Source organism: Mangrovivirga halotolerans (assembly GCF_026241165.1).
GTDB classification, from domain to species: domain Bacteria; phylum Bacteroidota; class Bacteroidia; order Cytophagales; family Cyclobacteriaceae; genus Mangrovivirga; species Mangrovivirga halotolerans.
This window is the reverse complement of the sequence record NZ_JAPFQN010000003.1, coordinates 194,007-214,606: the sequence shown is the minus strand read 5'-3', so window position 1 is coordinate 214,606 and position 20,600 is coordinate 194,007. Positions and strand designations below refer to the sequence as shown.

20 protein-coding genes are annotated in these 20,600 nt (G+C 35.9%); 7 read left to right on the top strand and 13 right to left on the bottom strand.

Annotation, left to right across the window (positions count from 1 at the left end; all coding sequences use genetic code 11):
• Positions 1-4: 4 nt before the first annotated feature.
• Genes OO013_RS04790 through OO013_RS04780 form a run of 3 tightly spaced genes read right to left on the bottom strand, consistent with a single transcriptional unit; the run spans position 5 to position 1,837 of the window.
• On the bottom strand, positions 5-769 hold the full coding sequence (locus OO013_RS04790; protein WP_266055543.1) for a hypothetical protein: 765 nt from the start codon (positions 767-769) through the stop codon (positions 5-7).
• A gap of 18 nt (positions 770-787) precedes the next feature.
• Entirely contained in the window at positions 788-1,324 is a 537-nt protein-coding gene (locus tag OO013_RS04785) for a hypothetical protein (RefSeq protein ID WP_266055542.1), read from the bottom strand.
• A gap of 39 nt (positions 1,325-1,363) precedes the next feature.
• Positions 1,364-1,837, bottom strand: a complete 474-nt coding sequence (locus OO013_RS04780) for a DinB family protein (RefSeq protein ID WP_266055541.1) — start codon at positions 1,835-1,837, stop codon at positions 1,364-1,366.
• 165 nt (positions 1,838-2,002) lie between these two features.
• Between OO013_RS04780 and OO013_RS04775 the strand changes: the two genes are divergently transcribed.
• The 3 genes from OO013_RS04775 (at position 2,003) to OO013_RS04765 (ending at position 5,391) form a co-directional block, all read left to right on the top strand.
• Positions 2,003-2,752 carry an ester cyclase gene (locus OO013_RS04775; RefSeq protein WP_266055540.1) on the top strand — a complete coding sequence of 250 codons (750 nt, stop codon included), beginning with the start codon at positions 2,003-2,005 and terminating at the stop codon, positions 2,750-2,752.
• Positions 2,753-2,894: 142 nt separating this feature from the next.
• Entirely contained in the window at positions 2,895-3,596 is a 702-nt protein-coding gene (locus OO013_RS04770) for a hypothetical protein (protein ID WP_266055538.1), read from the top strand.
• Between the two features lie 367 nt (positions 3,597-3,963).
• Entirely contained in the window at positions 3,964-5,391 is a 1,428-nt protein-coding gene (locus tag OO013_RS04765; protein ID WP_266055537.1) for a DUF1214 domain-containing protein, read from the top strand.
• Between the two features lie 171 nt (positions 5,392-5,562).
• Here OO013_RS04765 and secDF read toward each other — a convergent pair whose 3' ends face one another.
• The 8 genes from secDF to OO013_RS04725 all read right to left on the bottom strand — a co-directional run bounded on the left by secDF (position 5,563) and on the right by OO013_RS04725 (position 13,566).
• On the bottom strand, positions 5,563-8,571 hold the full coding sequence (secDF, locus tag OO013_RS04760) for a protein translocase subunit SecDF (protein WP_266055536.1): 3,009 nt from the start codon (positions 8,569-8,571) through the stop codon (positions 5,563-5,565).
• A 98-nt stretch (positions 8,572-8,669) separates the two neighbouring features.
• Positions 8,670-9,047 carry a hypothetical protein gene (locus OO013_RS04755; protein WP_266055535.1) on the bottom strand — a complete coding sequence of 126 codons (378 nt, stop codon included), beginning with the start codon at positions 9,045-9,047 and terminating at the stop codon, positions 8,670-8,672.
• A gap of 51 nt (positions 9,048-9,098) precedes the next feature.
• Positions 9,099-9,791 carry a potassium channel family protein gene (locus tag OO013_RS04750; RefSeq protein WP_266055534.1) on the bottom strand — a complete coding sequence of 231 codons (693 nt, stop codon included), beginning with the start codon at positions 9,789-9,791 and terminating at the stop codon, positions 9,099-9,101.
• On the bottom strand, positions 9,781-10,404 hold the full coding sequence (udk, locus tag OO013_RS04745) for a uridine kinase (RefSeq protein WP_266055533.1): 624 nt from the start codon (positions 10,402-10,404) through the stop codon (positions 9,781-9,783). The genes OO013_RS04750 and udk overlap by 11 nt, the downstream gene beginning before the upstream one ends.
• 94 nt (positions 10,405-10,498) lie before the next feature.
• Entirely contained in the window at positions 10,499-11,077 is a 579-nt protein-coding gene (gene rdgB / locus OO013_RS04740; RefSeq protein WP_266055532.1) for an RdgB/HAM1 family non-canonical purine NTP pyrophosphatase, read from the bottom strand.
• A 32-nt stretch (positions 11,078-11,109) separates the two neighbouring features.
• Positions 11,110-11,670 (bottom strand): FKBP-type peptidyl-prolyl cis-trans isomerase, encoded by a 561-nt coding sequence (locus OO013_RS04735; RefSeq protein ID WP_266055531.1) that lies wholly within the window; start codon positions 11,668-11,670, stop codon positions 11,110-11,112.
• Complete coding sequence (locus OO013_RS04730) at positions 11,657-12,526, bottom strand: FKBP-type peptidyl-prolyl cis-trans isomerase (protein WP_266055530.1); 870 nt, start codon at positions 12,524-12,526, stop codon at positions 11,657-11,659. The genes OO013_RS04735 and OO013_RS04730 overlap by 14 nt, the downstream gene beginning before the upstream one ends.
• 11 nt (positions 12,527-12,537) lie before the next feature.
• Positions 12,538-13,566, bottom strand: a complete 1,029-nt coding sequence (locus OO013_RS04725; RefSeq protein ID WP_266055529.1) for a DHH family phosphoesterase — start codon at positions 13,564-13,566, stop codon at positions 12,538-12,540.
• A 271-nt stretch (positions 13,567-13,837) separates the two neighbouring features.
• On the opposite strand from OO013_RS04725, the gene OO013_RS04720 reads away from it, so the two are divergent.
• Positions 13,838-14,257 (top strand): nucleoside-diphosphate kinase, encoded by a 420-nt coding sequence (locus OO013_RS04720; RefSeq protein ID WP_266055528.1) that lies wholly within the window; start codon positions 13,838-13,840, stop codon positions 14,255-14,257.
• Between the two features lie 53 nt (positions 14,258-14,310).
• Here OO013_RS04720 and OO013_RS04715 read toward each other — a convergent pair whose 3' ends face one another.
• Both OO013_RS04715 and OO013_RS04710 read right to left on the bottom strand, forming a co-directional pair.
• Positions 14,311-15,420 (bottom strand): lysylphosphatidylglycerol synthase transmembrane domain-containing protein, encoded by a 1,110-nt coding sequence (locus OO013_RS04715; protein WP_266055527.1) that lies wholly within the window; start codon positions 15,418-15,420, stop codon positions 14,311-14,313.
• A gap of 6 nt (positions 15,421-15,426) precedes the next feature.
• Complete coding sequence (locus OO013_RS04710; protein WP_266055526.1) at positions 15,427-16,173, bottom strand: segregation and condensation protein A; 747 nt, start codon at positions 16,171-16,173, stop codon at positions 15,427-15,429.
• Between the two features lie 178 nt (positions 16,174-16,351).
• Here OO013_RS04710 and dxs point away from each other — a divergent pair, with 178 nt between their 5' ends.
• From dxs to OO013_RS04695, 3 genes are all read left to right on the top strand, one after another.
• Entirely contained in the window at positions 16,352-18,274 is a 1,923-nt protein-coding gene (gene dxs / locus OO013_RS04705; protein ID WP_266055525.1) for a 1-deoxy-D-xylulose-5-phosphate synthase, read from the top strand.
• A 19-nt stretch (positions 18,275-18,293) separates the two neighbouring features.
• Positions 18,294-19,076, top strand: a complete 783-nt coding sequence (locus OO013_RS04700) for an alpha/beta fold hydrolase (protein ID WP_266055524.1) — start codon at positions 18,294-18,296, stop codon at positions 19,074-19,076.
• Between the two features lie 139 nt (positions 19,077-19,215).
• Positions 19,216-20,562, top strand: a complete 1,347-nt coding sequence (locus OO013_RS04695; protein WP_266055523.1) for a TlpA family protein disulfide reductase — start codon at positions 19,216-19,218, stop codon at positions 20,560-20,562.
• The last annotated feature ends 38 nt before the right edge of the window (positions 20,563-20,600 follow it).

Here is a 20,600-nt window from a genome sequence, read left to right as displayed (position 1 = left end):
TTAGCTACCAATCTATTCTTCGTCCTTCAATTGAGGCCCCGTCAGCAAACCTTTCCAAACAAGCACCTCCTGGCACCTCTTTCATATCTAAATGATCAAAAATTTTTTCCAATACTTTCATTTCTTCTTCGTTATAAAATGTGAAATGTACATTCCCGTATTTGCATAAACTAGCAACAAACTTCGATTTTTGAAAAGTAAAATAACATGGTGGGAGTTCTGCATTACAACGAATTATCCAAAATAGATAACTCATAAAATCTAATAATTCTGGTGTATTAACTATAAATCCACCAGCAAAATCATCATCAACCCCAATCCTTTTCAAATACATTTGGGCTTCCTTTACTGGAGCATAATCATTTTTCTGACTTAACCATGGAACAGCAAAATCATTCATGAACAAAACAGGCCCAGCATTTAATTGGTTACTAATTTTTTGAAACGTTAAACCTATTTGAAGTACTAAATCACTCATTGAAGCAGCTGGAAAATCATATACTTTAAATGTAAATTTCTTTGGTAATGATTTCACATTTATTTTATCTGCTTTTCTATTGAACTCTGTCAATAATTCCTCATTAATTCGATTACATTCTTCACGATTAAAAGACCTGTATTCACCAATTTGATCATCATAGTGTTCACCTGGCTCAAGCAACATCTGATTCTTTTCCGGGCTATATTTATCTTCCTGTACCTTAACAATAAAAGATGCAAGTGTAGAATTATATTCTAATGTTTCTTTCCTGGAGAGTATCTTAATCATATTCTAATATTAAAAAGGTTACTCAGGGGGATCACACGAAGTTTTATCTTCCCTGGCTTTTAAATATTGATTAACCCTATCAGCCATATCATTGTAAATATCCGCTAATCGATTAGCCATTTCATTTGAATCTAGAAATAGCAAAATATAATAAGTATAATATTCACCTTCATAGACTTCAGGATCCACCATCTTCAAGGTTATCTTATTAGCATTAATTTCTACATCCTTTAACCACAAAAGTGGAGTTTCCTGAACAGAAACATAAATAATATCGTCTACAACCACTCCATTTTCATCTATTTCAGATGCTGAAGCATATATGGCAAACATTAATGAATCTATATTCTCATGATAGATCATTTTCAGTGAATCTTCAGAATATGAATATGGATCAGCGTCAGGATCACTAGATGTTACTACATATTTAATTTCATCTGTAATTGAATTTATATATTCAATTGTTGACTTCTTAATTAGGTTTGGAGGGTTATCCTGGGCAAATGAAATATTAAAAATAAAAAACAGAAAAACAGTTAAAAAAAATCTTTTCATAAGATAAAAGGATTGCAAATATTTTATAATAATAAAACCTTATTCCCAAATACCCAATAATTTACGAAGCAAAACTATTTGCCCCACATGATAGGCATTATGGTCAGCAACAAGTAGTATTTCACGAATATAAGTTTGTCCGTCACCATGAGGTATTTCTGAAGCCAACTCCAGATTTTCATCAGACACTAATTTCTTTAATGACTCCCTGTCTTCTTTGTATTTACTTATACTTCTATCCCATTCATCAGAAGATTCAGGTGCAGCTGAATCAGGCCAATATGCATCAGGCCATGGCATTTCTTTATAATCTGGATTACGACAGAATTCTAAAATATCATATTGGGATAACCGAATATGTTCAATTAATTCCCATAAAGAATAAGGTATGTCCTTGTGTCTGATACCTCGCATCTTTTCAGGTATATTATTGATAGCATTATCAAAATTCACATGAGCATCCTCCCAATTCAATATTTTTCTTAAAAGAGGCCTTAATGATTCGTCATTCATATCAACAGTTAATTATTCTATTCTTTTCTTAATATAATCGAATTCAATCACAAGGACTATTCATAGTATCTACTTTCGATATGAGCTATTGTCCAAAATAGAGAATATAGGTAAATTACTAGAACACCGCCTCCTTACCACGTACTCAAACAACTCTTAATAATCATGAAAACCATATATTTATCCCTCACTACCACCTTGGTTTTCCTCCTGATTTGTTGCAGTCAGCCGGAAGAGAAAAACGCTATTGATCATGTTGACCCGATAAAAGCCAACAATGAAATCCTCAATGATGGAAATTTAGATTATGCAGATACAATCTTCGCTGAAAACTATCGAAATGAAGGTCCTGCTATAATTAAAAAACATGTAAAAGAAATGAGAAATGCATTCCCTGACCTCAAGGTAAATGTTGAAAACAAAGTAATTGGAGATAATTCTGTTGCCTGGGTTAGGCATCATACTGGCACACATTCGAAACCCTTCAAAGGATTTATGCCATCCGGAGAAAAATTAGAATGGGAATCTGTCATTATTTCAAAAATTAATGAAAATGGAAAAATATCAGAAGAATGGGGTGCATCAAATATTTACCAGAAATTGAGTGAGCATTCGTTAAATGGAACATATAAGTATTTGCCGCCGCAAGATGGATACTGTGTTATCAATGGAAAATCATTCATTTGGACAATTGATAATGCTGAAACAGGTGTTAATTTATCCGAATACGGAACATTTAATCAAAGTGGTAACCTGACTGAATTTATCATCAAGTATTCCAATAATGAAGACAGGATCGGAAGAACCTTTAAAACAAGAATGGCCGAACCTAAAGGTGACACTTTAATCTATGAGTTTTTAAATGAAAACAATGAAGTTACCGGAACTGGTAAAGCTTTGATGGTTAAAAAATAAGGGGATAGATAACCTACTTCCGTCAATGATGTAAGGCAGATTATCACCTTAAATCTGCCTTACATTTTAAGTAACAAATTCTGATCTTCCACTTCAACTAAAATTGTCCAGTTTTCGTTTAAGTATTGTTTATCTAACGAAAATGAAAACCTTATTTATCTCAGCCGTGCTGATGGTGTTATTGGTTAATTTCACTGTAGCACAATCCCTCCAACAACCCCTGGAGGATGTTCCGCTTTCCAATAAATGCAAAATCATTTTAAAATCAGGTGAATTTGAAGAAGGCAAGCTCCTGAACACTTCTGAAAACACACATGGTATTACCCAGGTTACTATTCTGAATAGACATGAAGAGAAAATTAAAATCAAAAGTTCAGACATTTATGAATTACATATTGCAATGAATGATGCAGTGAGATTTCAATATGTAAATGAACGAAATTCATCAGTCAAAAAAATGCTAACTAAAAACCATCCTTCAGCTATTCCGGATGATTATATTATATACCGCAATACCGTGGTAAATGGAAATAAAGAAGTCTTACTTCAACTGTTAAATCCTACATTTTCAAGTCAATTTCAGGTATTTTATAATCCACAAGCTAGAAAATCAACCTCGCTGGAAGGAGAGCATATAGTCTGGACCGGTGACAAACACCGTGCTTTTTTAGTTTCTAAAAATGAAGGTGAGTTGATAAATGTTAAAAAGAATAATTATAAAAAAACATTCTATCAGCTATTTTCTGATTGTAGCCTTTTAACTCAAATGAAAAAACAAAACTTTGAAGATTTGGGCAACCATATACTACTGTATGAAAATTGTATGAATAAAAAAAATCAGTAGAAAAAATACTTAGCCAGACATTAAACACATCCTCGAAAAACCTGCGGATCGAGGATGTGATTTCATATGATGATACTACCATCTAAACTTTAAGTGTAATTATTTTTTAGTACAAAATCTAAGATTTAGTCTGCACCTAATCGATTACAAATCACCCACTTTGATCATATACCCGCCTTTATTTTACTAAAAAAAATTTTTTTGGATATAAACTTTCAATGACAAAAAGCATAAGCTTATGTAACGTGTGTCATATTATTTAGATAGGTGCATTATTAAATTCATATAGGATTTAAAATTAAGTCCTGAAAACAGTATTTAATATACTGTGAGACCTCACCCCGAACACACTTTAAAGGCCAGCAATATGAAAACATTAGCTAAATTCTCATTCCTTTTGATGTTAGTAATTACGATCAGTTGTAATTCATCATCAAATGATACTATAAAATTCGAAACCGATGACCAGGGCTTCATCATTTTGAGCAATGAAGAAATCGAAGACATTGTAAAGCGCTCTTATCAATATGTTGCGATGTATAATGTCAACCAAAAAATGGCATTAGCAGAATCTGGTATGACCACCAGGGGATATAATAAGGGCTTAAAGAATACGAAGCTTTTGGACCATACTGCAAAATTCATTTCACGCCCTAACAATGACGTATTGTATCAAACTGCTATGCTTGATTTGCGCAAAGACCCAATCATTCTACAATTTCCGGCTATTGATTCAAAATATGTATCCCTGATGGTTACCGGATACGATCATTATGTCAACATTCCACTTTCAACTGTCAATGGTGATTTTGATAAACCAACAAGTATTCTATTCTATACTAAAAGAACCGAAAATTATAATGGAGAGGATATAGAAGGGATTGATAAAAAAATGGAATTGACCGGAGATTTTAATTCTGCTGTTTTACGAGTGATGCCTCATGCTAATGAACCTGAAAAATATCAGAAAATCATTGATCAAATCAATAATATTAAAGGGGTATCACTTTCAGAATATCTTGGAAAACCTAAGTTACCCCCTGAGGAAGTAGATTTTCCTGCATATGGAGCAACAGATGCAGACATCTTCGAAAACAACTTACTGGAGGTTATGCAGTTTATTTTCAATCACACCACTTTTGATCCTGATTTCAAGTTAGACCAGGCAGTTCTGGATCGTTATGAAAAACTAGGAGTAGTTCCTGGCAAAAAATTCGATCCATCAACTACAGCCAAAATCGATGGAGAAAAATTTAAAGAAGTATCTCTAAAGGTAAAAAAAGAAAGCTTTGCCATATTCAGTGATCCAAAGCAATCAAAAAAATTATCGACAACATTATTCTTACCAAAAGGATCGGCAGGTCTTGAATCATTATTAGTTCCTTCTATAGTTGGTCCTATCGGACAACCTGCAAAAGAAGCGCTTTACCCTCCTGTACTCACTGAGGATGGTAAACCTATAAATGCAATGAATGATTACAAGATCAGCTTGTCCAAGGAAGAAATGCCACCAGCAAAAGCATTTTGGTCGTTTACTCTTTACGAAAAGGAAAATGGCTTTTTTATCCCAAATGATCACAAAAAATACAGTGTGGGCGAAAATTCAGGAATGAAACTCAATGATGATGGAGGTATAGACATTTATATCTCTGCAGAGAAGCCCGATGGAGTCCCTGCTGAAAACTGGCTCCCCATTAATAGAGCAGACCTTGAAATGGATGTGATATTACGAATTTACCAGCCAGACCTGGAGAAAATAAAAACGTGGAAATCACCAACTGCTGTGAAAATTTGATAACTATAATTATTCGACTATGAAGAAACCCCGGAGTAAATTCTCCGGGGTTTTAAGTTTCAAGATTTAGCAAAAATCAAATCATAATTTTCTCAAAAAGTGAAATAAAAAAGACCGGCGAGATGCCGGTCTTTTATGAAGTAATTTATGTTCGCTTGTTTAATTACTATTTTATTTATCTTCTTTGCTTAGATCCACAGCAACCGGAGTAGCTACAAATACTGAAGAGTATGTACCAATCAGGATACCGATGAATAAGGCAAAACTAAATCCTCTTAACACTTCTCCTCCGAAGATCAACAGAACCAATACTACTAGTAAAGTTGTCATCGATGTCATTAAAGTACGGCTTAATGTATCGTTAATCGCACCATTTACATTTGTATTAAGGTCTTTAGCTGACTTCATTCCCAGTGACTCACGGATTCTGTCAAACACAACCACAGTATCGTTAATTGAATAACCAATGATAGTTAATATCGCAGCAACAAATACCTGGTCGATCTCAAACTGGAATCCAAATAATCCTGCAATTGCAAATGCTGAGATTACGATCAATGTATCATGAAATAGAGCTACCACAGCACCTGCAGAGAATTGCCATCTTCTAAATCTTACTAAGATATAAAGGAAGATCAGAACAAGGGCAAGTATACCTGATTCCCATGAAGTATTTTTAATATCCTCAGCTATTGAAGGGTCAACTTTACTTGATGATTGAATAGTAAAAGTACCTGCTTCGATCTGTTGCGCATTAGCTTTAAATTCTGACCCTGTGATCTCAGAAATCCCTTCGATCAACTTATTTTCAACCTGCTCATCAGCTTCGATTGATTCATCGTCAATCAGATAAGAAGTAGTGATCTTAACAACGTTATTAGCATCGTAAAGCTTAGCTTCTGTAGACTTTCCATCAAACTTTTTCATTAAACCAGTCTTCAAATTAGTAGGCGAAGCAGGCTCATCAAAAGCAACAACATATGAACGTCCACCAGTAAAATCAACACCAAAGTTCAATCCGCTTGTAAATACAACACCAAGACCAATAATGATCACTGCAGCTGAAGTGATATAAGCAGTTTTTCTCTTTCCAAGAAAATCGATATTGAAATTAGTGAATAAGTTCTTAGAGAAAGGAGTACTGAATGTCATGCTCTTCTCATTGTGCTTGTTGGCAATTTTCTCAATAATAACTCTTGAGATAAATACTGCTGAGAAGAATGATGAAATAATACCAATGATAAGCGTGATTGCAAATCCTTTAACCGGACCAGTACCTATCACATAAAGTACAACAGCAATGATAAATGTAGTAACGTTCGCATCCACGATCGAACTCCATGCTTTACCATATCCGTTGTCGATTGCTTTTAACAAAGAAACACCATTTCTCAATTCTTCCCTGATACGCTCAAAGATCAGTACGTTAGCATCGATCGCCATACCAATTGTTAGTACGATACCGGCAATACCTGGTAAAGTAAGAGCAGCATTGAGCTGTGCAAGAATACCAATAACGAAGAAAATGTTGAATATCAATGCCAGGTTAGCTACTAAACCACCTTTTGCATAGTACATCACAACGAAGATCAACACAAGACCTAGACCTACGAAGATCGAAATCAAACCTTGATTTTGTGCTTTTTTACCAAGAGTTGGTCCGATAATCGCTTCTTCAACAATCTTTACCGGTGCTGGTAGAGCACCTGCTTTAAGCATGTTAGCAAGGTCGGCTGCTTCCTGAATTTCAAAATTACCTGAGATACTAGACTGACCGCCAGCAATCTCCTGAGTTACGTTAGGAGCAGAAAGAACATAATCATCAAGAACGATTGCAATTCTTCTGTTTATGTTATTACCCGTCATTTCTCTCCAGATTCTAGCTCCTTCAGGATTCATTGACATGCTTACTGCAGGAGACTGACGCTCATTAAGAGTTTGAGTTGCATTTTCGATCGCTTCTCCAGTCAGCTTAGGCATTTTTCTTCTACCAAGCTGCAGAGCTATCAATTCCAATTGCTTGCTACCATCCTGAAATTCTACAAATTCAGTTGTCCAGGCAAACTGAATATCATTAGGAAATACATTTAAAATATCTTTTCGAGATAGAACTTCATTTATCCTTGCTGTGTCTTCCACCTGAGCATAAATGTAGTATCTGTTTCTGTTTCTCTGGTCAGGAACAATAGTAAATAATTCCTGTAATGGAGAGGTTGCAGTCTGTGCAAGAGAATCAGAAGGATCTTCAGAAGCTAATTCTTCTTCCAGAGATGAAGTAGTAGTATCAGATAAAGAGTCAACAGAGGCAACTTCCTCGGTAGTCGTATCATTATCTGCAGCAACATCATCCTGAGTTAGGGCATCAAGATCATCTTCAGTATCTTCTTCCTTTTGCTCCGTTCTTAATACCTGATCAATATAAGTAAATCCATCCTGGATCTCAGAGAATTCATATACTTCCCAGAACTCTAATTTTGCCACTCCGGAAACTATATTTCTAACTCTTTCTTTATTCTGAACACCTGGTAATTCAATCTGAATTCTTTCAGTTCCCGCAACACGCTGAATGTTTGGCTGAGTTGTCCCGAATCTGTCAAGACGCTTTTTAAGAATTTCTTCAGCTCTTTCAATTGCGCCTTTTACTTCTTCATTAATTACTTCGATTACCTGCTCATCAGTGGAATTAAAATCAATTCGCTCTCTGTTTGCAGCAGAAGCGAAGATATCTGCTAATGGAGTATTCGGATTATCTTCTTTAAAAGCCTTACGGAACGCACTAACAAAGTTTTCGCCTGTTTCCTTTTGAATTTCATTAGCTTTTTCAATCGCTATATTTACTGCAGGCTCTTCCGGGTCTACAGCTAAAGATTTAACGATCTCTACCGGGCTTACAGCCAGTGTTACGTGCATACCACCCTGAAGGTCAAGCCCAAGGTTTAAGGTATAATTTTGAACCTCTCTGTAAGTAAATTGAGTTACTCCGAGGTTGTAAACAGTTTCATCTGAAATTGAATCAAGATATGCATCTTGTTTTGCAAAGTCCACAGTACCATCTGATCTTGTGGCAAATTCCTGAGCATTTTCTTTAACCTGGGTAGCTACTACTGTAAATGAAAGGTAGTAAATACACAGCAGGGATATCAATACGGTCAGGAAAATTACAAATCCCTTATTACGCATAATTTTATGAGTTTATAAAAGTTAAAATTGAATTAAATAGAAATAAAATGTAATTAGCTTCTCAGTCCGGAATGGACTGAATGAGAATCGAAGTGTGATTAGGGTGCGTTTGGTGAAATTATCCTGTTAAACAGAATCTTGAAATATATTTCACCGTGATTTTCTGCATAAGAAATGACAGGTTTCCAATCGGAAAGATCAGAGATATAATGGATTGATTCCTGTCTTAAATAAACCTGAGGCAATGAAAAAGAAACGGGGCCAATCAATGCCTGGGAATCATACAAGTACGCTTGCTCAGCGCCTTGTTCTTCCTGGCTATCATCTTTTTTCTCTTGTTTATCAGCAGAAGCTTCCTTTTGAACCTCAAAAGTGGTTGGGACCACGTATTGAGTAATCTTTCCTGACAAGACTGTCAGACTAAGAAAGACCGAAAAAAGAATGATCGGTAAATTTTTAATATGGTTCTTCTTCACATTCACGCCCCGCAAAATTACCCCATTTAATTAATTCTTCAAGAAAAGTTTTTATTTATTTACTTCTTCAAAACGATTTACATCTTTTTCCTTTCCTAACAGAATAATAATATCCGTTTCATAAATAACCGTTTCTTTCTTTGGTACACCTATGATATGTTCTACCTTAACCTTTTCACCATGACGCTCTTCTTCATACACTCTTTTAATGGTAATCAGGTTGAGATTAAATTTTTCACGAAGACCAAGATTACCTACCGATTCATTGACTATTCTGCCAGGTGCTTTTAGTTCAACAATCTCATAATCATCAGGTAGTGAAAGATAACTTTGCCAATTCGGGTGAAGAAGGGTTTCTGCGACTGTTCTTCCTACAGTTTCTTCGGGTGAAAGAATCTCATTAACACCCATCTTTTCAAGAATCATATATTGCTGTTTGTTTGCCGCCCTGGCAATTAACCTGTTGACATTCAACTCTAGCAATAATACTGTTGTAAGCAACAAACCCTCAAAATTTTCACCAATAGCAACAACCACAGCGTCCATTTCCTGAACATTCTGAGCTCTTAACGCTTTGATATCTGTCGAATCTAACGATACAGCATAAGCCACTTCATCTTTTATGTTTTCTACTTTATCAAGATTGATATCAATAGCCATCACTTCAGCACCTCTGCTCGCTAATGTACGGGCAATACTTGTACCGAACTGACCTAATCCAATTACTGCAAATTTATTCGCCATTTACTTTATTCTTTATGAAGGCTGTTATCACATCAAGAGCACTGTCAAAATGAGTAATATTAGGAATAACCAGATCGGCATCCGATTTATAGGGAGCTATGTATTTCTCATAAGTTGGTCCTACATGATTTTCAAATCTATATAAGACGTCATCGAGATCATAGCCTCTTTCCTCATTGTCCCTGATGATTCTACGTTTAAGCATCAGGTGCTCCTTTGTATCTATAAAAAGTTTAAGATCCATTTTTGATGCAACATCCGGAAAATGAAAGACAAAAATACCTTCTACCACAATAACAGGTGCGGGTTTGAAGATCAAAGTCTCAGGAACTAATGCATCGTTATTAAAAGTATACTCTTCTTTTTCAACATCTTTCCCCTGGTGGAGTTGCTCGATATGCTTTGCAAACAAAACATGATCGATAGACTCAGGCAGATCAAAATTTGTAATCCCGGCTTCGTCAACAGGCTGTTCCTGTCTGGGCCTGTAATAATTATCCTGGGAGATCAGACATACCTCCTCATCAGTAAAGTTTTTTAACAAACTGTTTAAAAACCTGGTCTTTCCCGAACCACTACCTCCTGTAATTCCTATGATAAAGGGCTTCTGCATAAAGAACAGTACTTGCTTATTAGTCTAATTTAGAACTATTTATTATTCAGCGCAAAAGTAATGCAAGCGTTTTGTATTGGAAAGGGAAAATAATTTAAATAGATCTTAAGTAGTCTACCAGCTTATTCACTGCTTTGCCTCGGTGAGAGATTTTATTTTTCTCTTCCCCTGACATTTCTGCAAAGGTTTCATTTTTTCCTTCAGGGATAAATACCGGATCATATCCAAATCCTTCTTTACCGGATTCCGATTCAGTTATACTTCCATTAACAATACCTTCAAATTGAATCTCACGACCATCTATGAGTAAGGTAATCACTGTACGAAAGCGAGCTTTTCTATTTGTTTCGCCCTGGAGTTCACTAAGTAACTTTTGGATATTATCACTATCACTTTTCTGTTCTCCGGCATATCGGGCAGAATAAACCCCCGGAGCACCATCCAGTGCATCAACCTCCAACCCTGTGTCATCTGCAAATACCGGAATTGAGACCTCTTGATAAACCTGCTCGGCTTTCTGTCTGGAATTGGCTTCCAGGGTGTCGTAATCCTCCCTTAGTTCATGATGGATACCTGCTTCATTTAAGGTTAACAAATTAAACCTGTCTCCTAACAAGGCCTGCACTTCTTTAACCTTATTCTTATTGTTGGTTGCAAAACAGATTTTCAACATAATAAAAAAACCCCGCCGAAGCGGGGTGATATTTAATTTTGAACTTGTCTTACTTTAATAAAAAAATACAGATTAGTATTTCCGGGAACTTTTAGATTTCCTTCTTCTCCGTACCCAAGATCTGAAGGAATAAAAATATATCCTTCATCTCCTTCTCTGAACTTCTCTACTCCTTCATCAAATCCCTGTATGATGTTGGCAGCATAAGAAGTAAAAACAAATGGCCTTTCATCTCCGGTTTTCGGATCCCTTGCTTCATCATACATCTCACCTGTTTCCAGATCGTGCAAACGATAATACAAAGCAACGGCTAATCCTGGCTCAATCTCAGGACCATTCCCTTCTACAGTTTTGTAATACCTTACTCCACTATAAGTAGTGTCATAATCCACGATCCCTTCAGTTTCCAGATACTGTTCAATATCTGCAACATCTGCCATAATACTATCTCTGTTGTTATCTGCAAATCTGCGATACTCCTCTGCTTTTATCTGAAGGGCCTCTTCAAAACTCATAGCCCCCTCATTCATATCACATGAAAACAGAAACAGTGAAATAAAAAATAAACTAAAATATATTTTATTGTTCTTCATTTTCTGGATTAATATCTAATAACTCCACATCAAAAATCAAAACAGAGTTCGGTGGAATTGCCCTGCTTCCTCGAGGCCCGTAAGCCATAGAAGAAGGGATGATGAATTTATATTCCGCGCCCTCTTTCATAAGTTGAACGCCTTCAGTCCAACCTGGAATCACTCTATTTAGAGGGAAAGTTACCGGCTCACCATTATCCTTAGAGCTTTCAAATTTAGTTCCGTCCAAAAGAAATCCAGTATAATGCACCTCAACAACATCAGTTGCTTCAGGAGATTCCCCTTCTCCTTCTTCAGTTACTATATAGTGAAGCCCAGATTCAGTAGATTCTACATTTTCAAGATTGTTCTCTGCAATGTACTCCTCGATCTTAGCCAGATCTTCTTTCTTTTGTTTTTCCTGAAGCTTTTGATTTGCTTCGGTCATATAGGTCATTCGATCCTCAGCAGAAAGAATATCAATTAGTCCAAGCTCAACTTTCATTATAGTAGTTGAATCAATGCTTGGAGGTAATCCAGGACCACCTTTGTAAAAATCTGGAGCAGGAATCTCGGCATAAATGCTATCATTATTTGCTAAAAGCTGAAAAACTTCAACAATAGTACCTTTCTCTCTTTCTTTTAAGGTTGGCATTACAGGGTAATCTGCTGGCATTCCTCTTTCCTGAGAAGAGTATATTACTGAATCGTCTGCAGATAATTTCAGGTTCATTATGAAGAAATTACCAGAGTCAGCTTCTACTTTAGTTTCTTCTCCTAACGTCTCGTATTTGAAACCTGAAGCGGTTGTTTTTTCTTCTTGTTCACAAGCTGCCAGAGCAACTAATGATGCAACCATTAAAAAATATTTTTTCATAGTGGTTTGTTTTAATATGTAGTTTTAAGTTTTTCCTTTTTGTGTTCTCTTAATATAGTCAGAAATTTATCAACTGTATCTTCTAAAGAAAGATCACTTTTTCCCCCTGCTGCATTTTTATGTCCTCCACCATCAAAATGTTCAGCAGCAATCTCATTCACAGCTATTTCCGTAACACTTCTGAAAGAAATTTTCACTCCTTCCTCCCTTTCAGTGAACATAGCGGCTATTTTCACACCTTCAATAGATAGTGCATAATTCACAATACCTTCCGTGTCACCGGTTTTTGAATTAAATCGGGTAAGATCTTCTGCTGAGATAGAAAAATAAGCAGTTTCGAGGTCGGGTACAATAGTTAAATTCTCATAGAGTGCCCAACCTAAGAATTTCATCCTTTCCGGACTATTATTATCGTATATCAACCTGGAGACTTTATTAATATCAGCTCCGTGTCCAATAAGCTGCCCGACTACTTCATGCACATGTTTTGTAGTATTACTATGCCTGAACGAACCGGTATCTGTCATAATTCCTGAATAAAGAGCCTCAGCTATATCCGTGTCAATAAGGTCTGATTCACCCATATCGACAAGTAGATCGTAAACCAATTCCGCTGTCGCCGCAGCACCGGTATCCCAAAATACATATTGGGCAAAATCCTGAGGATTCTGGTGATGATCGATCAAAACCTTTTCAGAATTTGATTTTTCAACAAGTTCACCTAAGCCATTAATTCGACTTAAACATGAAAAATCAAGGCAGAATATGAGATCAGCATTAGCTACTTTTGAGGTAATAACATCCATTACTTTAGCGTTTTCCTCGTCGTAGATAATCACATCATCATTACCTTTCATCCAATGTAAAAACCCGGGGTAATCTGAAGGAGTGATTACTTGCACGTCATGCCCCCTCTTTATCAAATAGCCCGCTAACCCCAATGAAGATCCCAATGCATCAGCATCAGGTTTATGATGCGTTGTAATAACGATCTTCCTTGGTATATTCAATTTCTCTTTTAGTGCCTGGGTATATTCCATTAATTATTTAAAAATCCAACCTTCACGGATGGCCTTTTGTTAACGTGCAAAAGTGTAAATAAATAAACAGATATCAAACTTTGAACTCACTTAGACAATGCTCATGTAATTAATCGGTTACAATTGTATAATAAAATAACGGAATAATCTAAAAACAAGACTTATATCTTTTAACAATAATTTAATCTATATCTATAAATATCATTAGGTTGAATGGCAGGGACTTGCTAATTTTGCGCCGCAATCTAAAATAATAAAAATAAATTTTAACATGGCAGGAAACAGAACGTTTACCATGATCAAACCTGACGCAGTTGGCGCAGGTAATGTTGGAGCAATCACAAAGATGATCCAGGAAGCAGGCTTTTCTATTAAAGCAATGAAAATGACCAAAATGAGTGCTGAAAGAGCTGGCCAGTTTTACGAAGTTCACAAAGAACGTCCGTTTTACAATGACCTTTGTGAATACATGTCTTCAGGTGCAATTGTACCGATGATTCTTGAAAAAGATAACGCAGTAGAAGATTTCAGAACTTTAATTGGTGCTACTAATCCAAAAGAAGCTGCTGAAGGCACGATCAGAGCTTTATTTGCAGAATCTATCGAAGCTAATGCTATTCATGGATCTGATTCTGACGAAAATGCAGAAATCGAAGGAAGATTCTTCTTTGCTAAAACTGAAGAATTTTAATTACTGATTAAGATCAGATATAAAAAAAGCTATCCGCAACCGGATAGCTTTTTTTATATCTTGATTTCTTCTTTTGCTTTTTCCATTTCCTTGGTTTTAATATCCCGGTTATAAATCCTTCTGATCCATTGAGGAAGAAATAACACGCCAAGCAATAAATAAAAATAATAGGTAAATAAACGCCACAGTATCGCAGTACCAAGGGTATTTACCCCCAGATAGCTATTATAAAACAAATCAAAAGATACTTCAGCCGTCCCGCTACTTCCCGGAGTTGGTGAAATCAACATAATCACCCACATGATAACTTCTTTACCTAATATATCAAGATGCTCGACAAAGTTTACCGAGGCAAAAGAGGCAATTATACAATTGAGCATTAAATAACGAGCTGTCCAGATAAAATATGTGGATACCAGGATCTTTGACCAGTATTTCCAGTCTTTACCTTTTAATTGCCTTGAGGCAAGAATAATATCATCGCCATTTTTTGCTGCCGCATGTCTGAATTTCCTGAAAAACTTAATGCCTGTTAACCTGAGCAAAATCCATTTAAATGCCCGTGGTCTGAAAAACAATGCATAACTCATCACTGATGTATATAATAATATCAGTGAAAAGCTTATCCAAAAGAGGTTTTCTAACCCTTTATCAACATTAAATTCCATTCCGAAAAGGGAAAATGACTCCTGTAATTCCGGAAAAATATTCCCTGATGTCAATAAGATTACTAATGGAGCAACAGTAAGGAAGTATAAATTATCAAATATTGCTGTGAGCATTACAAATGACAAAGACCGCCCGAATGACATTCTCTCCATCATTAAGATAAATACAGCAACAGCTGTTCCTCCAACCACAGAAGGAGTTACTGCTGAAGCAAACTCCCAGAGGATAATTACATAAAAAGCGCCACTCCAATTAATTTCGTGATTGGTCAGTACTCTTATTCGGTACATATATCCTAAATCACGAGCAATCAAAACAAATACTGCTAGTAATAAAGGAAGTGTTTTAGCCTTAAAAATATTAGATAGATCCGATAATGTCATATCCGGATCTGACCAGAATAAATAAAAAACTATAGCCAGGCCAATGGCCACAGGTATCCAGACCTTTCTGGGGTTTAATGTTTCAAAAGCTTTCTTGGCATTAATCTCCATTAAGTATTACGCTTCTTGCAGTTCTATCTTTTCAATCCAAAAATTATTGAATCCTTCTCCAATATGTAATGTAACTAAGTTGAGCTGCAGAAGTTCCAGAATAGATAAAAAATTAAATATTACAGCGATCTTATCGGGTTGTTTTGAAATCACTTCTTCAAAACTGATTCTGGGTTTATTACCAAGCCAGTTGAGGATCCGTTGTTTTTGTCCGTCTATGGTATAAGGATATTGCACTACCTCATGACGAGGCTTCGATTGTTCGATCTCATACCTTTCAAGAACTTTTCTGTATACTTTTAATAATTTGAAAAGGTCAATATCCTGTAATTCGGCTTCAACATTGGTACTCTCAGATAATTTCCGCAACTCTTTGGTGATATTCCCTCGTTTATCCCGAGTTATTCTATCACCTTCCATTTCAGACAGCTCTTTAATTACTGACTTGTACTTTTTATACTCGAGAAGGTGTCTGACTAATTCATCACGGGGATCGATCTCATTACCTTCTTCATCGAGTTCGGGTCTGGGCAGTAGCATCTTGGATTTAATCCGCATTAAAGTTGATGCCACGAGGATGAATTCACTTGCAACCTCAATATTCATTTGCTCCAGATGCTTAAGGTAATCTAAAAAATCGAGCGTTATTTTGCTTATCGGAATATCATAAATATCCAGTTCATCTCTTTCTATAAAGAAGAGAAGCAGGTCAAAAGGACCTTCAAACAAAGGTAATTTTATTTCGAAGCTCAAATTTTAAAGATTTTTAACCTATGCAATATAAACTCTCCAAGTCAAGTTGCCTTGCAAATATACCATTGGTATCCAAAAAATATATAATTTTGCAGTAGATAAGAAAAAGTTTATCTTTAAAAACACAAACATTATAAATTTTTGACAGTTTAAGCTGTAAACATTTTAAAATAGCCCTATGTTAATCAAGCCCGGCAAATTACTGGCGGAAGTAAACAGCCCAGAAGACTTAAAAAAACTTGACAAGTCACAGCTTAAAGCTTTTTGTGATGAACTCAGGCAATTTATCGTAGATAGCGTTTCGGTTTATGGTGGGCACTTCGGAGCCAGCTTGGGTGTAGTTGAATTAACAACTGCCTTACATTATGTATATAATACACCAGATGATCAATTAGTCTGGGATGTGGGCCATCAGGCATACGGGCATAAAATAATCACAGGCCGCAGAGATCAGTTTCATACTAATAGAAAGTACGGAGGTCTTTCTGGTTTTCCTAAGATTAAAGAAAGTGAATATGATGCTTTTGGTGTTGGACATAGTTCCACCTCTATATCTGCAGCTCTCGGGATGTCAATAGCATCTAAACTGGATAATAATAAAGATAAACAACACATTGCAGTTATTGGCGATGGAGCAATGACTGGTGGAATTGCTTTCGAAGGAATGAACCAGGCTGGAGTACTTAACTCTAACCTTACGATTGTCCTGAACGACAACTGCATGTCTATCGATCCAAATGTTGGTGCATTAAAGGATTACCTGACTGACATTACAACCTCTCATACATATAATAAAATGAGAGATGATGTTTGGCATCTCCTAGGAAAGATCAGCAAATTTGGTCCGAATGCAAGAGAAGTGGTTTCTAAAGTTGAAACTAGTATAAAGTCTTTTCTTTTAAAACAGAGCAATTTATTTGAATCGTTTAATTTAAGATATTTCGGGCCTGTAGACGGCCATGATGTTGATCATCTTGTTGAGATCTTTAATGATCTTAAAGATATTCCTGGGCCAAAAATTCTTCATTGCGTTACCCGTAAAGGAAAAGGATATAAGCCTGCCGAAGACGGAAATCAAACAACCTGGCATGCACCGGGGACGTTTGATAAAATTACCGGTGAAATTCATAAAAAAGCTAGCGAAAAGCCTCAGCCTCCTAAATATCAGGATGTTTTTGGCCATACACTGGTAGAATTAGCTGAGAAAAATAAAGATATCGTCGGTATCACACCGGCCATGCCATCTGGAAGTAGCATGAAAATCATGATGGAAGCAATTCCTGAAAGGGCTTTTGATGTGGACATTGCAGAGCAACATGCCGTTACTTTTTCTGCAGGACTTGCTACCCAAGGTAAAATACCATTTTGCAATATATACTCGAGTTTTATGCAAAGAGCATATGACCAGGTAATCCACGATGTATGTATTCAAAATCTTCATGTGATATTCTGTCTTGACAGAGCCGGAATAGCCGGAGCTGACGGAGCAACACATCACGGGGCATATGATCTGGCTTATATGCGATGCATACCAAATAATGTCGTTGCGGCCCCAATGAATGAATCAGAACTCAGAAATATGATGTATACAGCTCAACTTCCTAGAGAAGGTGCTTTTACAATCAGATATCCAAGAGGGAAAGGTGTAATGCCTGACTGGAGGACTCCAATGAAAGAGATTGAAGTTGGAACCGGTCGCTGCATCAAACAGGGTAAAGATCTGGCTATTTTAACAATAGGCCATATAGGAAATTATGCTGTGGAAGTAACAGAAAGACTTTCTGAACAAGGAATTGAAATCGGTCATTACGACATGAGATTTGTAAAACCTCTGGACGAAGAGTTGCTTCATGATATTTTCAAAAATTATGACAAAGTAATCACCGTGGAAGATGGATGTCTTCCTGGAGGATTCGGGTCTGCAATTTTAGAATTTATGGCCGAAAATGGCTATTCAGCTAAGGTAAAGAGACTTGGCATACCTGACAGACTTGTTGAACACGGGGAACAACCAGAACTACATAAAGAATGTGGCTATGATCCCGAAGGTATTTATGAAACATGTCTGGAACAATTAGAAATTACTGTACCAAAAGCTTAATCGATCACGTTATATTTGCATGACGATTTATCATCAGGAAGCAGGCAAGGGTCCTGCAGTAGTATTATTACATGGGTTTTGTGAAGACAATAGTCTCTGGAATGGTCTGATCGACACATTAGGCAGGGATTATCGTGTGTTGGCTCCTGACCTCCCCGGTTTTGGCAAATCAAACCCTTTAGATGAGAAAATTTCAATAGAAAGAGTCGCTGATGTGATTAAAGCATGGATGGATCATCATCACTTAGAAGATGTTCATCTTATTGGTCATTCTTTGGGTGGATACATTGCTTTGGCAATTGCAGATAAATATCCGGAATCACTTGCTTCACTTGGCCTTTTTCACTCTACAGCTTATGCAGACACAATCGAAAAAAAAGGAACCAGGGATAACGTCATTTCCTTTGTGAAAAATAATGGTGTCCAAAAGTTTATTTCTTCTTTTGTATCTCCACTCTTTCACTATTCAAATAGAAGTGAACTCAAAGACACTATTGATAACATGGTCGAGATTGGGAAACAGGTTGACCAGGAAGTTCTGATCGAATATACCGAGGCCATGCGTGACAGGGTAGACAGAAGATATGTTTTAAGAAATTTCAAAAAGCCAATCATGTTTATCGCAGGAGCAGAAGACAGCGCTGTTCCTAGAATGCATAGTGAGAATCAAATTGAAGATCTTCATGCTGATAACTGTGTTATGCTTGACAATACCTGTCATATGGGCATGTATGAAAGAAAAGCTGAGACAGAAAACTTTATTAAGGGATTTTTAGAAAGAGTTGAAGCTTTACAACATTAAGATCATAAAATATTAATTAGCTAGCCTCTTTTAGAGGCTTTTTTTATTCCCACATCTGAATTCCCATAATTTTTCAACCTAAATGTTGACACTCAACTAAATATTTAGTTATTTAGTAATTCAACTATATTCTAAACTAATGAGATCGTTTTTATCTATTCTTATTTTATTAATGATAATGTCATGCCAGAAAAATAGTGTAAATATTTCTATTGATGCCAAAAATGAGAAAGGGACTCTCTACCTTAAAGAGGTCACAACCGATAAAATCATAAATAAGATAGAAATTAGTGATACTTCATATACTGTTTCTTTGGATACTGAAAAACCAATTCTAACAACTGTTACATCAAGTTATTCAGAAGGCGAAGCAATAGCTGTTTTCTCACCAGGAGATAATAAAACAATTCTAATAAATAAAGATTCAATTTCAATAAGTGGTTCCCTGCAAGATTCATTGGCAAATTATTTATGGAAATCAACTAACCTTATGTTCACAAGTGCTCATCATGGTCGTGAAATATTCGGGAATAGTGATCCTGCACATGTAAAAGGATTATTTGATAGTCTGATAAACAAAAGAGAAAAGGTTATTTCGACCTTTGAAAATGAATTAAGTATTGAGATCATTAATTTGTTAAAGCATCAAAATAAAGCAAGGGCTTATTCCTTTTTGTTTTATTACGGCCGGATGATGAACGATATTCCGGCTAAATCAAAGTATTATGATTTTATTGATCAGATAGATGATGGGAACTACTATTCGTTGTACTCCCCGACTAATGTTCTTTACAAATACGAAACAGAATATCTTCGATCTGATCTGAAATTAGATTATGAATCTTTTGATCAATACATCGGTGATAGGACTGATAATGAGCAATTAGAAGAACTTTACCGGGTTGTTTATTTAAAACATTTAATTGAATCCCCTGAGTACTGGAAAGCCCATCAAAATCTGTTTGAAAGTAAGATACTGGAAAATGCGATAAGCAACCTTAGTGATAATAAATATTCTTTTCTTCTAAAAGGTCTTAAAAATTCACTAAAGAGTTCAGACAATGGTAAAACTGCCTTTGATTTCAATGCAACTACGATTGAAGGGACAAAAATTCAATTATCAGATTATAAAGGAAAATATGTCCTGATTGATGCGTGGGCAACATGGTGTGGTCCTTGTGTAAAATACAGACCTGACTTGATCAAAATAGCTGAAGAAACTTCTGATAAAAACATTCAGTTTTTGATGGTATCAGTTGATAAAAACACTGATAAATGGCAATCCTATATCAAGAATCAACGATTACCCGATAATAGCCTTGATGTCAAAATATCTAATGATAAAATCGAACATTTCAGAAATAAATTCTTTATTCCATCAATACCAAGATACATATTAATTGACCCTGAAGGTAAAATTATTGAAAGCGATCTTGATGGCCCTTCAAAAGATCTAAAGGAATTTCTAATGAAAACTGTTTCCTGATAATTTTAATTCACTTGATCTTGTTCTTAATCTGAACA

Bases quoted from the DNA above. Each gene is read 5' to 3' on its own strand.
- OO013_RS04790 (WP_266055543.1), bottom strand. From the start codon at position 769: ATGATTAAGATACTCTCCAGGAAAGAAACATTAGAATATAATTCTACA.
- OO013_RS04785 (WP_266055542.1), bottom strand. From the start codon at position 1,324: ATGAAAAGATTTTTTTTAACTGTTTTTCTGTTTTTTATTTTTAATATT.
- OO013_RS04780 (WP_266055541.1), bottom strand. From the start codon at position 1,837: ATGAATGACGAATCATTAAGGCCTCTTTTAAGAAAAATATTGAATTGG.
- OO013_RS04775 (WP_266055540.1), top strand. From the start codon at position 2,003: ATGAAAACCATATATTTATCCCTCACTACCACCTTGGTTTTCCTCCTG.
- OO013_RS04770 (WP_266055538.1), top strand. From the start codon at position 2,895: ATGAAAACCTTATTTATCTCAGCCGTGCTGATGGTGTTATTGGTTAAT.
- OO013_RS04765 (WP_266055537.1), top strand. From the start codon at position 3,964: ATGAAAACATTAGCTAAATTCTCATTCCTTTTGATGTTAGTAATTACG.
- secDF (WP_266055536.1), bottom strand. From the start codon at position 8,571: ATGCGTAATAAGGGATTTGTAATTTTCCTGACCGTATTGATATCCCTG.
- OO013_RS04750 (WP_266055534.1), bottom strand. From the start codon at position 9,791: ATGGCGAATAAATTTGCAGTAATTGGATTAGGTCAGTTCGGTACAAGT.
- udk (WP_266055533.1), bottom strand. From the start codon at position 10,404: ATGCAGAAGCCCTTTATCATAGGAATTACAGGAGGTAGTGGTTCGGGA.
- rdgB (WP_266055532.1), bottom strand. From the start codon at position 11,077: ATGTTGAAAATCTGTTTTGCAACCAACAATAAGAATAAGGTTAAAGAA.
- OO013_RS04735 (WP_266055531.1), bottom strand. From the start codon at position 11,670: ATGAAGAACAATAAAATATATTTTAGTTTATTTTTTATTTCACTGTTT.
- OO013_RS04730 (WP_266055530.1), bottom strand. From the start codon at position 12,526: ATGAAAAAATATTTTTTAATGGTTGCATCATTAGTTGCTCTGGCAGCT.
- OO013_RS04725 (WP_266055529.1), bottom strand. From the start codon at position 13,566: ATGGAATATACCCAGGCACTAAAAGAGAAATTGAATATACCAAGGAAG.
- OO013_RS04720 (WP_266055528.1), top strand. From the start codon at position 13,838: ATGGCAGGAAACAGAACGTTTACCATGATCAAACCTGACGCAGTTGGC.
- OO013_RS04715 (WP_266055527.1), bottom strand. From the start codon at position 15,420: ATGGAGATTAATGCCAAGAAAGCTTTTGAAACATTAAACCCCAGAAAG.
- dxs (WP_266055525.1), top strand. From the start codon at position 16,352: ATGTTAATCAAGCCCGGCAAATTACTGGCGGAAGTAAACAGCCCAGAA.
- OO013_RS04700 (WP_266055524.1), top strand. From the start codon at position 18,294: ATGACGATTTATCATCAGGAAGCAGGCAAGGGTCCTGCAGTAGTATTA.
- OO013_RS04695 (WP_266055523.1), top strand. From the start codon at position 19,216: ATGAGATCGTTTTTATCTATTCTTATTTTATTAATGATAATGTCATGC.